This is a genomic window from Pseudooceanicola lipolyticus (genome assembly GCF_002786325.1).
Classification (GTDB): Bacteria; Pseudomonadota; Alphaproteobacteria; order Rhodobacterales; family Rhodobacteraceae; genus Pseudooceanicola_C; species Pseudooceanicola_C lipolyticus.
The window spans coordinates 72,001-84,122 of sequence record NZ_PGTB01000002.1 but is presented as its reverse complement, the minus strand read 5'-3'; the positions used below and the strand labels follow the sequence as shown (position 1 = coordinate 84,122).

General features: G+C 61.9%; 15 protein-coding genes. 13 read left to right on the top strand and 2 right to left on the bottom strand.

The annotated features are described in order from the left end of the window. The first annotated feature begins 39 nt into the window (after window positions 1-39). Window positions 40-858 carry an MBL fold metallo-hydrolase gene (locus tag CVM52_RS01605; protein WP_100160988.1) on the top strand — a complete coding sequence of 273 codons (819 nt, stop codon included), beginning with the start codon at window positions 40-42 and terminating at the stop codon, window positions 856-858. Between the two features lie 569 nt (window positions 859-1,427). Further along, window positions 1,428-2,168, top strand: coding sequence for a hypothetical protein (locus CVM52_RS01600; RefSeq protein ID WP_205964846.1), 741 nt, complete (start codon window positions 1,428-1,430; stop codon window positions 2,166-2,168). Between the two features lie 140 nt (window positions 2,169-2,308). On the opposite strand, the gene CVM52_RS01595 is transcribed toward CVM52_RS01600, so the two are convergent. Both CVM52_RS01595 and CVM52_RS01590 read right to left on the bottom strand, forming a co-directional pair. After that, window positions 2,309-2,566, bottom strand: a complete 258-nt coding sequence (locus CVM52_RS01595) for a helix-turn-helix domain-containing protein (RefSeq protein ID WP_027264437.1) — start codon at window positions 2,564-2,566, stop codon at window positions 2,309-2,311. 156 nt (window positions 2,567-2,722) lie between these two features. Further along, a complete protein-coding gene (locus tag CVM52_RS01590) occupies window positions 2,723-3,043 on the bottom strand; it encodes a hypothetical protein (RefSeq protein ID WP_240620819.1) in 321 nt (106 codons plus the stop codon). Window positions 3,044-3,187: 144 nt separating this feature from the next. Between CVM52_RS01590 and CVM52_RS01585 the strand changes: the two genes are divergently transcribed. The 11 genes from CVM52_RS01585 (at window position 3,188) to CVM52_RS01540 (ending at window position 12,121) form a co-directional block, all read left to right on the top strand. Continuing rightward, window positions 3,188-3,544: a hypothetical protein gene (locus CVM52_RS01585; protein ID WP_027264439.1), complete on the top strand. Its 357-nt coding sequence runs from the start codon at window positions 3,188-3,190 to the stop codon at window positions 3,542-3,544. A 43-nt stretch (window positions 3,545-3,587) separates the two neighbouring features. Further along, a complete protein-coding gene (locus tag CVM52_RS01580) occupies window positions 3,588-4,208 on the top strand; it encodes a lytic transglycosylase domain-containing protein (RefSeq protein WP_027264440.1) in 621 nt (206 codons plus the stop codon). After that, window positions 4,205-4,504 (top strand): TrbC/VirB2 family type IV secretion system protein, encoded by a 300-nt coding sequence (locus CVM52_RS01575; RefSeq protein WP_027264441.1) that lies wholly within the window; start codon window positions 4,205-4,207, stop codon window positions 4,502-4,504. Before CVM52_RS01580 ends, CVM52_RS01575 begins: the two co-directional genes overlap by 4 nt. 12 nt (window positions 4,505-4,516) lie before the next feature. Beyond that, entirely contained in the window at window positions 4,517-4,795 is a 279-nt protein-coding gene (locus CVM52_RS01570) for a VirB3 family type IV secretion system protein (protein WP_100160947.1), read from the top strand. Continuing rightward, window positions 4,785-7,148: a VirB4 family type IV secretion/conjugal transfer ATPase gene (locus CVM52_RS01565; protein ID WP_100160946.1), complete on the top strand. Its 2,364-nt coding sequence runs from the start codon at window positions 4,785-4,787 to the stop codon at window positions 7,146-7,148. The genes CVM52_RS01570 and CVM52_RS01565 overlap by 11 nt, the downstream gene beginning before the upstream one ends. After that, window positions 7,145-7,312, top strand: coding sequence for a hypothetical protein (locus CVM52_RS26760; protein WP_172720885.1), 168 nt, complete (start codon window positions 7,145-7,147; stop codon window positions 7,310-7,312). Before CVM52_RS01565 ends, CVM52_RS26760 begins: the two co-directional genes overlap by 4 nt. 10 nt (window positions 7,313-7,322) lie before the next feature. Next, window positions 7,323-8,456: a lytic transglycosylase domain-containing protein gene (locus CVM52_RS01560; RefSeq protein WP_370741352.1), complete on the top strand. Its 1,134-nt coding sequence runs from the start codon at window positions 7,323-7,325 to the stop codon at window positions 8,454-8,456. A gap of 11 nt (window positions 8,457-8,467) precedes the next feature. After that, window positions 8,468-9,283 carry a type IV secretion system protein gene (locus CVM52_RS01555; protein ID WP_240620833.1) on the top strand — a complete coding sequence of 272 codons (816 nt, stop codon included), beginning with the start codon at window positions 8,468-8,470 and terminating at the stop codon, window positions 9,281-9,283. Between the two features lie 10 nt (window positions 9,284-9,293). Continuing rightward, the gene (locus CVM52_RS01550) at window positions 9,294-9,950 is read left to right on the top strand and encodes a VirB8 family type IV secretion system protein (RefSeq protein ID WP_100160944.1); all 657 of its coding nucleotides are present in this window, start codon (window positions 9,294-9,296) and stop codon (window positions 9,948-9,950) included. A gap of 123 nt (window positions 9,951-10,073) precedes the next feature. Further along, window positions 10,074-10,742, top strand: coding sequence for a TrbG/VirB9 family P-type conjugative transfer protein (locus CVM52_RS01545; protein ID WP_100160943.1), 669 nt, complete (start codon window positions 10,074-10,076; stop codon window positions 10,740-10,742). Next, a complete protein-coding gene (locus tag CVM52_RS01540; protein ID WP_100160942.1) occupies window positions 10,739-12,121 on the top strand; it encodes a TrbI/VirB10 family protein in 1,383 nt (460 codons plus the stop codon). Before CVM52_RS01545 ends, CVM52_RS01540 begins: the two co-directional genes overlap by 4 nt. The last annotated feature ends 1 nt before the right edge of the window (window position 12,122 follow it).

The window sequence follows — 12,122 nt, the reverse complement described above, 5'->3', positions numbered from 1 at the left end:
GCAATCAATACCTGGTCGCACACAATGAAAAGAAGCAGCATGTTTTTCTCAGAGCCGAAGCCTTGCCGCGCGAAGGGAGTCGAATTGGCCCCTGGAATTCTGAGGATCGTCGCGAACAATCCCGGAAAGATGACCTACCACGGGACAAATAGCTACATCATTGATACGCCTGATGGTCGGTTCATAATCGACCCCGGCCCAGCAGAAGACAGTACACATTTCGGGGCAATCATCGAAAATTTGGGGGCCAAACCATCTGGGATTCTGCTCACACACCACCATTCTGATCATTTTGGAGTCGTCCCAGCCCTGCGAGCACGGACAGACGCACCTGTTTATGCCTCACGGGCATTCCCTGACGATGCATTTCGACCTGACCGGTTTCTGGAGGACGGACAGGTCATTGCCGGTCTTACCGTCCTGCACACACCTGGTCACGCGAGCGACCACCTTTGTTTCGCGAGACCTGACGGAGTGCTCTTCACGGGCGACCACGTTATGAGTTGGAACAGTTCGATCGTCAGCCCCCCTGACGGAAACATGCACGACTACTGCGCGCAGCTACAGCGGCTGATTGAGCGCGACGATAGGATCTACTTTCCGGGGCACGGACCTATACTCCGGGATCCGCAACCTTACGTCAAACGGTTGCTTTCCAACCGCATGCGTCGCGAGGCGGAGATCCTCGCCCACCTCTCAAACACCCCGGATTCGGTCCAGAATATCGCCGCTTCCGTCTACCAGAAAACCGACCCACATATCGCAATGGCCGCAGGACGAAACGTTGCGGCGCATCTGGAGAAGCTGTTGTCTGAGTCGCGGGCGGTACAAGATGGCGGAGTCTGTAAATTAACATAAGATAGATTATGCGAATGCTTTCGGCGCATTGATATCATTGAATTTCGCCCTCTACCACCTCCCTGTGGGCGAAACCTTGGCGGCATCGGCTCCGCCGGTGCCGCCTCTTTTCACCGGAATGGGATTGAGTTTGCCCTGAACGACCAAACAAACGCGGCGGCCCACCTGACAGACAGATTGTACATAGTAAAGGCGATCAAGAACCAGTGAGTGTTGACAAGGAAGAAGCGGCTCCGGTCGCTCGACTCATCCGTAGTCCCGAGGGCCGAACTGTTGGCTGGGTCTATCAATGGAACACATCCGAGCTGTCCATACTCTGGCTCGGCACCGAGCGCGCTGCCGACCAAATAGATCCACTTCTGAGCAAGGACATGCTCGCTGCTGCGAAGGCAGTAGCCAACGATGCAGTCACAGATCTCCTTGAAAAGTTGTCACGTGGGCGATCGATCTCACCGGACCCGCCCTAAACCTGAAACCGCGATAAACAAACTGCGTTAGATTGACATTCTTACAATAATATACTATTGAAGCTCATAACATACGCATATCAGCCGACTGAGAACCTCGTCATGCGCAGTTTCCTTCGACATTTTACTTTTGCAACGATTGTGAGCACGGCTTCCCTCTTCGGCGCCTCGACCAAGGCTTCGGCACAGACCTACCCGATCGATTGCGCCATTCTGCTCTGCCTCTCCGGCGGCTGGCCGGCGTCAGAACCTTGCTCGCGGGCGCGTGCAGAGTTCATCCGTCGGATCACGCCCTGGCCTGTCGAGCCCCCGCTGCAGATCTGGCGTTGCCCCATGGGGGCCTCCTTCGAACCTGTAGACGATCCCGGTCGCACTCCGCGTGTCTTTGACTTCTCCAACGCTTCTCACCTGCCCCAGAGCCTCGCAGAATCTGATCCCGAGAACGCTGGCGCCCTCTTGCCAGCCGTCCTGCGGTCGAAAGGTGTCGACCCCCTACCCCAACCTGACGGGTTCGCATTACATTTGATCCAGAACCGCGCCGATATCGACATCAGTGGGCCGGAATTCAATTTCGTCCGCTCTATCCGTGTCTATGATGTGCGCTACGCGCAGCAAGTCGAGTCCCGTGACAGTGATTGCAGCCGGTACGAACACATCCGTCTCGGAACCTATGGAACCCAGGGCGATTTTTCGTGGTCTCGTTCTTCCGTCGCGGCGTTGCCCGAGGCCCATGTCGGCTTGGAACGTTGGGGCGATCATTGTCCCTCAATCTATCACCGCTCGGTCTTCGTCGACTGGCGAGACTACGAGGGCAATTACGGGTTCGAGCAGGTGAACTACTAAGACGTTTTCCCTGCACCAAACCTGTACCAGAGGCCGTGCGTCGCAGCGCCCCGTAACAATTCGTTGTTATCATTGCCCCTCGGTCCCACCGGGGCTTGAGCTCATCACTCCATAAGAGGCGACGATCCCATCGCCTCGTCCTAAATCCGGTGATTGAGATCCGTCGCCGCCTCGGCTGCCGCCAATAGCGTAACCGGATCGATCTGCAGAGCACGCGCGAGTACGATCAACTCAACCACGTCGACCCTACGCTCGCCGCTCTCCAGACGGGCGACAAAAGACTGGTGACATCTCAGACGCAAAGCGAGCTCCGCCTGCGTTAAACCAGCCACCTTCCGCGCCGCAATCAAAGCGTCGCGAAGTGCTTCATGTCCCGAACTCCTGATCGTTTTCGCCACGTGTCACAAACCTCTTGTGACAGGGCTAATCTACTTTATAGATTATCTAAAAAGTGGATAATGAGCGTTTACATGATGATAGAGACTCCGAATTGCACGCCGCCGATACGGCGGAATGTCACAAGACGGCGGCCCTTCGAAAAGGTCGCGGCCAATTCACTCGTCCATCAATTCCAGGAAGCGTCCGTAGTCCTGGCTCACCTCGCGCGCCTCTTCGAACGCCCGGGCACGCTCCTCCTCCAAGCACCGAAAGTAGCTTTGGATGTCCCGGATGTAGAGCTCAAAGTCGCTGCGGATGAGATCGGCATAGGCTTGCGCGGCTTCGGAATCGCTTGGCACGAACGGCCTGGGCGGCGGCAAACAGGACGCGGCGGAGGCTTCACCCACCAGGCACGTGACCAGAAGTATAGCTTGTGCCACGCTCGATGTGCACAACCTGAGGGCGTCCAAGCCCCCTATTTCCTTGATCAAATGCATGGGAACCGTCTATTCGTTAATTGAGCAAGAATCCGCTTGTCGCATCAAAAGTTTATCTTGTGCGTCAATAATATATCATCGTATGACTTGGTTTCAACACCTGAAGCCCGGTCATTCGCCCTGTTGGAGAACGTGATCCGGGTGATGGACCTAGAAAAAGAAGCCCCGAATGTGGTCACCGAACCCAGATTCCGCGATCTGGTCGCCAGCGGCTATCGCGTCGAAGTTGTCTGCAAGGAAGACGCCTTCAAGAAAGGCCCCAACTGGCATGGGGTCTGGATCATGCGCGCTGTCAGCGACGACGGGATCGAGAAACTTCTGGTCACGGCCCGGACCCGAACCTCGCGCAACGACATCAAGATCCGCGAGATCAAGACCGTCACCGGGGTCATCTCCTTCCTGCAAGGGATCGGTTTCTCGCACGCCGACGTGCCCCTGGAAGAGGGCAAGCGGACGGTTCAGAAGCTTTCCAGCGAAGAGATGGCTGCCAGCCGGGCTTAGCGCCCTTTTCTTTTCCTCCCTGGGCCTCCCGGCATCGGCAGACATGGTCCTGGTGATGGCGGGGGATGGCTCTCTTTCGCCGTCGCGCGCTCAGGAACGGTTCGCGCGCAACTACAATGACGGGGTCGGCGTTGGCTCGACCTCAGACGGGTTGCGCATCCTGGGCGAGGAGAGCCGCACCGAGGGACGTGAAGGGGTGCGCGTCGCGGCGGTGACCCCTCGCGCGCTCACGCCACGCCCGGATATTCTCGCCGCGATCGAGGAGACCGGACTGCGCTATGCGAGCCACCCTGGGCTCCGTGCAGCCGATATCACCGTCACGGACTGGCTCCACCTCTATCGCGCCAATATCGAGATCGAGAGCGCGTACAATCCACACGCCGTCTCCCATGTCGGGGCGGTCGGGCTCGGGCAGTTGATGCCCAATACGGCCCGGGCACTTGGCGTCGACGCTCATGACTGGCGGCAGAACCTCGACGGCTCCGCGCGTTACCTCGCCTTAATGCTGGCCGAGTTTGGCGATGCGCGCCTCGCGCTCGCCGCCTACAATGCCGGGCCCGACGCTGTGCGCGAGCATTCCGGCATTCCACCGTTTCGAGAAACCCAAAACCACGTCCAGCGGGTGCTGGCCGTCTTCAACCGGCTGGAAGGAGCGTCCCCATGAAGCCAATGACGAAATCCCTGATCACCCTCGCCGCTCTCCTCATCGTTTCGGCAGAACCGGCCCTGGCCCAGAGCATCGACCTCTCCCCGATTCAGAGCTTGCTTCAGGGCATCGTGGACGCGCTGACCGGGCCGCTTGGCGTCGTCATCGCCACCCTCGCGGTCCTCGGCGTGTTCCTCAGCTGGTTTTTCAACATCATCGACCTGCGCCAGGCCCTCTGGGTGATGGTCGGCATCGCCGGCGTTGCAGCAGCGCCGACGATCGTTGCCGCCGTCTTTGGTGGTGGTACGCCGTAAGGGGTCGACAACGTGGCAGAGCGATCCCCCCTCTTCCTGGGCCTTGTCCGCCCGCCCAAGCTCCTCGGCCTGCCGATCATGTATGCCATGGTCTGGCTCTTCGGCTCTGTGCTGCTCTTCGTCTGGGTGCAGCACTTGGCTGTCCTGGGCATCGCGGCGGTGCTCTATCCGGTTCTCTGGAAGGCGGCTGACTGGGATCCCCGCTTCATCGACGTGATGATGACCGCGCTCCAGGAGACCCCGCCGACGCGGAACCGGTCCATCCACGGGGGCGACAGTTATGCCCCGTGACGAGACCATGGATGAACGCACCCTCATGCCAGACTGGTATGCCCGCGAGAAACGCCTCGCGCATATGCTGCCCTATGTCAGCCTGGTCGATGACCACACTATCCGGACGCGGGTTAACGAGCTTTTCCAGTGTATCCGGCTCAGTGGGGTCAACAGCTACACCACAGACGATACCTATCTCGACAAGGTGACGGCGCTCTTTGCCCGGATCATCGCGCAGCTGGGCCCCGAGTTCAGCTACTACGTGCACAAGGTCTCGAAGTCGATCACGCCGGACCTGCTCCCGGTCAAGGGGGACGGCTTCGCTCACGCCGTGGATGATGCCTGGCGCGCAAAGCTGGCCTCGGCAGGTCTCCGGGACAAGACCCTCACACTCACCATCATCCACCGCCCGCCGCCCAGGAGTTTTCTTGGCTTCGTGAACCGTTCCGCACCGGAGCGGTTCAAGGAGGAGACCGCGAAACGGGTCCGGCGGCTCAAAGAGGCAGTCGGGGTTTTCACCTCCGGCCTGGCGGAACTCAAGCCCCGCATCCTTTCAGCAGACTCTGGCGAGTTGGTCGGGTTCCTCGGCGCGCTCAACACCGGCCGCGAACTGCCGCTCTATCCGGCAAACCGCTACGGGTTTCTCGCCTACAATGTTGCCAATACCCGGGTCACGTTTCTGGAGGATCACTTCGAGCTATCCGATGGCGTCGTCGGTCATCGCTACGGCAAGAGCTTCACCATCGGCGAATATGCCGAAGGCACCACTTGCACCATGTTCGACATGTTGAACCTGCCGGTCGACATGATCGTCACCCATTCCTTCACACCGATCAATTCGAACCTGATGGCGGGCCGGATCAAGCGGCAGAAACGCCAGATGCAAGCCTCGCAGGATGCCGCGCTCTCGCTCCTCGAAGCGCTCGACATCGCGCACGATGATCTCGAAGCCAAACGCCAGAGCTTCGGCGAACACCACATGGTCGTGACCGTCTTTTGTGACAGTCTCGACGAGTTGCAAACCCTCGGGGCCGAGATCGTCAACGCCGCGGCCGCCGAAGGCGTGAAGATGATCGGCGAGCGGATGGCCGCGAAATCTCACTACTTCAGCCAGCATCCGGGCAACCAGCCAAAACGGGTCCGCGCCAGTGCCGTCACCAACCGCAACTTTGCGGACTTCGCAGCACTTCACCGGACGCAACTCGGCAAGGAAAAACACCAGCTTCCCTGGGGCCAGGAGATTACGCTCTTCCCGACCCCGGAGCAGAGCGCCTACCGGTTCTCCTACCACGAGCAGGGCAGCCCCGAGACGGAGCCCACCAGCGGCCACACCCTCATTCTAGGCCGCCCCGGTTCCGGCAAGTCCGTCCTCTCGGCCTTCCTCATGACGCAAGCCCGGCGGGTCGGCGCGCGCATCTTCGTTTTCGACTACCGGCTCGGGATGGAAATGGCCGTCCGCGCCAATGGCGGGCGCTACGCCTCGATCAAGGCGGGACAGGCGACCGGCCTCAACCCGCTCTGGACCGAGATCGATGAGCGCGGCACGGCCTGGCTTTCGGATTGGCTCGCCTCCTTGCTCTACCGCTCCGACAAGCCCCTGACCCCGGCGCAAACGAACCGCATCCAGGAGGTGGTCCGCCAGAACGCCACAGCCACCAACCCGGCCTTGCGGAACTGGAAGGACTTCGCCTCGCTCTTTGTCTCGACCGACGACAATGGCGATCTTCACCAGCGGCTTCTCGAATGGACCGAGGATGGGCGATACGGCTGGATTTTCGGCCAAAGCCTGGAGGACACTTTCTCGCTTGATGGCGACGTCGTGGGGTTCGACCTGACCGGCATTCTCGAAAGCGAAAGCGAGAAGGAGCGCATGGCGGTGCTCTCCTATCTTTTCCGCCGGATTGAGCGAGAGATCGAGGACCGGCGTCCCACCATCATCGTGATCGACGAGGCATGGAAGGCGCTCGACAACCCATACTTTGCCGAACGGCTCTCGAACTGGCTGGTGACCGCCCGGAAACAGAACACGGTCGCGGTGATGATGACGCAATATGCGAGCCAGCTCGAACGCACGCGGACCGGCAAGACCATCGTCGAGGCGGTGCCAACCCAGATCCTGCTCCCCAACATCCGGGCGCACGCCTCGGATTACGCGATGCTGAACCTCTTCGAGAAGGAACTCGACGTGCTCCTGAACACCGGCAGCGACAGCCGCCTCGCGCTCATCCGTGACGACGGTGGCTCGGTGGTGGTCGATGCCGACCTCTCCGCCCTCGGCCCCCTCCTCACCATCCTCGGCGGCATGGAAAAGGGCGAGGCCCTCGTCGGCCCCGACTACCGCGACCGTCCTGATTTCTGGAGGCTCCCATGATCCGACCCCTTATCCTCCTCGCCGCACTCGGCGTTCTCTCTTCCTGCGCCGAATATCGCGAACCTCAGGCCAACTGCTTCGCATTCCGCGCCTCGCTCGACCGCGCCGAGCCGGATTGCATCTTCACACCCATCGGAAACCCGAAAGACAGCGTTGAGGTCTAGGGTCGCACATATCCTCCTGGCGGCTCTCCTGCCGGCAGCCACGCTCGCCCAGGGCGTTCCCACCAACGATTCCGGGCTGACGGCCCGCGATATCGTCGAGACGGGCGACCGGGACGCCGATCTCGCGGTCCAGCGAGACAAGCTCACCGTCGAAGAGCTCCTGACCGAGATCGAACAGGAACAGCTGGCCGTGCTACGTGCCATCCTTGATGCGCAGACAAGTTTCGGTGGCCAGGGCTTGCCGGGCATGGTCGCCAATCTCGAAAACGGCAGCGGCGATCCGGACCGCTCCGTGGCAGCGGTCTACGGTTCGGGCGATGTCGACCCTAATCCCGGCGGCGCGGGCATGTTTGGCGATGCCGCCGAAAACATCGAGCAGCTGATCATCCGGGTCGCCCAGGAGACCCACGGGCGGCCCGGGGTCGGGCGGGCCGGTCTCTCCGTCGTGCAATGGCGCGCCCTCCTGCAGGCGCTCATCTGGCAGGAGAGCCGCTTCTCCATCGGCGCACGCTCGCCCGTGGGCGCCTTCGGCCTCACCCAGATCATGCCGGGCACCGCGAGCGATCTCGGGATCAACCCGGAATATTATGACAGCCCCTACCTGCAGGTGACAGGCGGCGCGCGCTACCTCGCGGCCCAGCTCAACACCTTCGACGGCAACGTCGTCAACGCGCTCGCGGCCTATAACGCCGGTCCGGGCCGGGTGTTCGAATATGGCGGCGTACCGCCCTTCAAGGAGACCCAACACTACGTCACGGTCATCCCCGAACGCTACAATCTCTACCTCGCGAGGATCGGTGGCATCGAGGCGCTCGGCACGATCGACCCCGCGCTTCTCGCCAACGCCAATCTCTCGCTCAGCGGGTTCGGCGCCGCCTACTACGGCAGCAATTCCCCCGCCGCCATCCGGCAAGCCGCCCTGCGCGTCCAGGACATCGTTACCCGGATCGGCGCGACCCAGGACCTCCAGGAGAGCATGGCGCTCAACACCTATGCCCGCGCCGACCTGGTCCGGCTGATGGCTGCGCGCATTCGCCTGAAAGCTGCCCGGACCCAACCGCTCAGTGCCGCCCAACTGGCCCAGGCCGCCGCCCGCATGGCCGAGAACGAATTCATGGAGTTCACATTGGAGGATCTGGATTGATGCCCCGCAGAATGTTCATTTCAGCACCACTTCGCACGTTGACCCTAGCCAGCGTCTTGGCGCTTTGCTCGCCTTTCGTGGCCAGTCCCCCCGTCCTGGCCCAGGGCGTGCCGGTCGTGGACACCCAGAACATCGCCCAAAACATCCAGCAGCTCCGGCAGATGATCGAGGACGAGATCCTGCAAAACGAGCAACTCGTGCAACTCCGCGAACAGCTTGCCACGCTTACGGAGCAGCTCGCCGAGCTACAACGAACATATGAGGCGTTGACGCGTCTGGCAGAGCTGCCCGAGATCATCCGGACTCAGATGGAAGACGAACTAAACGGTCTCCTGGACCAGGAGTTCGGCGACATCATCGCCACGATTCAAGCCATCAAGACGGGGGATTTCTCCGGGCTCACCGGATCCGGCGCCGGCGAGATCGAAACCCAGATGGATAGAGTGCTGGCCGATCTCGGCTTCGACGAGGACACGCTCTCGGAAATGGCCCGCAGCGGCAATCCCGGGGCCGAGCGCGTGGCGACACAGGCCACGACCGGCGCGCTGGTCTCGGCCGCGGCCCAGAACAGCTACGAGGATGCCGGGCAATCGCTCGAACGTGTCGACCGGCTCGTCGGGCTCATCGACGACATGGACGAGCTGAAGGAGAGCGTCGATCTCAACACGCGGGTTACGGCCGAGCTTGCCATCGCGCTCGTCGCCATGTGGCAGCTCGAAGCGATCCAGACCGTAGGAGATGGCACCGGCGGCGTGATCGATGCCGCCACCATCGCCGAAGAACAACGCTTCATGGAGTTCACGCTCCCGGAACTGAATGCGGATTGAGGGCTGATTGTTGGACGAAGAAACAGCCATCATCGAGGAGGAACTGGTCTACGGCGCGCTGAGACGGGAACGGCTCTGGCAGCGCCTGGGACTCTTCGGCCTTGGCTTTGGCATCCTGGGCTGCCTCAGCGCGGCCGCCGTGGCCATCCTCGATGTCGATCCTCCGCCCGTGGTGGTGCCCTACGACCCCGCCACCGGCTTCGCCCTGCCCGAAGCCTCTGTCGGGGCCACCACCGTCACCGAGAACCGCGCCATCATCGAGGCGGAGGTCTTCCGCTACGTGACCGACCGCGAGGTCTACAACCAGCTCGACAATGACGTGCGCATCCGCAGCGTGTTGCGCCGTTCGGACCGTGCAGCAGGGGCCTCACTGCGCCAGATCTGGAACTCGGCCAATGCCGACTATCCCCCGACCGTCTATGGACCCAACGCCCGCCTCGAAGTCGAGATCCTCAGCATCAACCTGATCGGAAACAACCGGGCCACGGTGCGGCTTCGCAAGCGCCTGACCTCGATTCAGGGGGTTCAGGCGGGCCTCTTCACCGCGACGCTCCTCTTCGAGTTCCACCCCGAGGAGAGCCGCTCCATCGACCAGGTCTGGACCAACCCGTTTGGCTTCACGGTTGTCGAATACGCGATCCGCTCGGACAGATTGGAGAACCAGTAAGTGCGCTTCCGGAACAAGAAATCAGGGAACGCCTTGCCAGCGTCCCAAAAGCGCGAGAAGCGCCAGGCTCTTTGCAATGCGAAACACGCCGGACACGCCAGAGCGTTCCTCGCGGCCTTTTTTTTGGTCTCCCTGTTTGCGCCCCACGCGTCAGCCGAGGCGATCCCGCGCGGGGGACCCAACGACCACCGCGTGCGGGTAGCCTCCTATCAGGAAGGCCAAGTCTACAGGCTGAACGTTTCCCTGACCCATGTCACGACCATCGAGTTCGGGACAGGCGAGAGCATTCGCTCAATCATCGCCGGTGACACCGAAGGCTTCGAGATCGACGGTGTGCCGGGTGGCCGCGCCTTTGCGATCAAACCCGTCGCGCGCGGGGTCCACACCAATGTGACCGTCTATACCAATAGGCGGAGCTACTATTTCAACGTCAACGAGGTCTCGAACCCGACCTTTTACGTGGTTCAATTCCGCTACCCTGAGGATAATCGCCGACCAGCCAATGCCATCGCCCGCGCCGCCCCGAACTACAATTACGGGGCCAGCGCACGGACGGAGTTCACGCCGACGCGGGTTTGGGACGATGGCACCTTCACCTATTTCGCTATCCCGCGAAACGCGCCCGTCCCAGCGATCTTCCGCTACACGAACGGGCGCGAGCGCACGGTGAACACGGGCGCGGTCGAAGACGGTGTGATCCGTGTCTCGGGCGTGGGACGCCAATGGGTGCTGCGTCTGGGAGAGGACGTGGTCTGTATCGAGGCGACCCCGCCCGTGGAGGCCGCCTCATGAGTGACAATAACACCGATCTCGAACAGCGCCTCGCCGCGCTCGAACGGGGCAATCCGCGCCACGGACCCGCCCCGAAACGCCGCTCACCGCTCCTCGCCCTCCTCCTCGCAGGGCTCATCCTGGCGGGCGGCTTGGTCCTCTTGCTGTTTTCGGGCCCGGGCGAAGAGGTCGCCCTGCCGACGGCCACCCCGGACGAGTTCCAAACCGAGGGTGACGGGTTCGGAGAGATCGAACCCTTCGTGCCGCCGCCCGCCCCGGAACCCGAGATCGTTCTCGTCGAACCAGAACTCAACGCCGAACTTCTGGCGCAGATCGCCGCACTCCAAGCCCAGATCGAGGAGCTGCGCGACGCGCCGGACACCGACGCCGGGGCGGACAGCGCGGCAGCGGAGGCGATCGATGCGCTGACCGCACGGATCGCCGCCCTACAGGACGCCTCCGAGAATGCTCAGGAACAGTTCCAGGCCGAACTCGCCAAACGAGATCGGGAGTTGCAACAGCTGCGTATCGACCTGGACCTCGCGCGGCTGGAGGCCAACAAGCCGGCACCCGCACCGCTCGGCCCCACCGACGAAGAGTTGCGCGCCCGCGAAGAAGAGCGGCTGCGGCGTGAAGAAGAGGCGCGGCGGCTGGCCGAGCTGCAACGTCGGGCCGAGGAGGAGCGTGCCTTCCAGGAACGGCGGATTTCCTCCCCCGTTATCGCCTTCGGCGGAACGGGCGGCGCCAATGCGGGCGAGACAGAACTTACCGAACGCACCTTCGGCGAGGTGACAGACTTCGTGCTGAACGGCGCGTTGCCGAGCGCCATCACACAAGCCGAAGTCATCGCAAATCCCTCGAACACGGTCATTCAGGGCACGATGATCCAGGCCGTGATGGAGACCGCACTCGACAGCTCGCTCCCCGGACAGACCCGTGCCATCATCTCCGAAGACGTCTTCAGTTATGACGGCTCACGGCTCCTGATCCCGCGCGGCTCGCGCCTTATTGGACGCTACCGCTCCGGCATCGAGATAGCCCAGAAGCGCGTCACCATCGCCTGGGACCGGATTGTCCTGCCAAACAACCAGACCGTCCAGATAAGCTCCTTCGGGGGAGACGAGTTGGGCCGTTCGGGTGTCACTGGCTTCGTCGATACCCGCTTTGACGAGCGGTTCGGCTCAGCCGCGCTGATTTCGATCATTTCGGCCGCCCCGAGTGTGGCCGCCGCCCAGGTCGAGGATGAGACCACCGCGGACGTACTTGAAGATGTGGGCGATGACTTGGCCGATGCCACCGACAGCGTGATCGGTGAATATCTCTCCATTGGCCCGGTCATCTATGTCGATCAGGGTGCCCGCGTCACCGTCATGGTCGACCGGGATCTGGAGATTTTCTGAG

Bases quoted from the DNA above. Each gene is read 5' to 3' on its own strand.
- CVM52_RS01605 (WP_100160988.1), top strand. From the start codon at position 40: ATGTTTTTCTCAGAGCCGAAGCCTTGCCGCGCGAAGGGAGTCGAATTG.
- CVM52_RS01600 (WP_205964846.1), top strand. From the start codon at position 1,428: ATGCGCAGTTTCCTTCGACATTTTACTTTTGCAACGATTGTGAGCACG.
- CVM52_RS01590 (WP_240620819.1), bottom strand. From the start codon at position 3,043: ATGCATTTGATCAAGGAAATAGGGGGCTTGGACGCCCTCAGGTTGTGC.
- CVM52_RS01585 (WP_027264439.1), top strand. From the start codon at position 3,188: ATGGACCTAGAAAAAGAAGCCCCGAATGTGGTCACCGAACCCAGATTC.
- CVM52_RS01580 (WP_027264440.1), top strand. From the start codon at position 3,588: ATGGTCCTGGTGATGGCGGGGGATGGCTCTCTTTCGCCGTCGCGCGCT.
- CVM52_RS01575 (WP_027264441.1), top strand. From the start codon at position 4,205: ATGAAGCCAATGACGAAATCCCTGATCACCCTCGCCGCTCTCCTCATC.
- CVM52_RS01565 (WP_100160946.1), top strand. From the start codon at position 4,785: ATGCCCCGTGACGAGACCATGGATGAACGCACCCTCATGCCAGACTGG.
- CVM52_RS26760 (WP_172720885.1), top strand. From the start codon at position 7,145: ATGATCCGACCCCTTATCCTCCTCGCCGCACTCGGCGTTCTCTCTTCC.
- CVM52_RS01555 (WP_240620833.1), top strand. From the start codon at position 8,468: ATGTTCATTTCAGCACCACTTCGCACGTTGACCCTAGCCAGCGTCTTG.
- CVM52_RS01540 (WP_100160942.1), top strand. From the start codon at position 10,739: ATGAGTGACAATAACACCGATCTCGAACAGCGCCTCGCCGCGCTCGAA.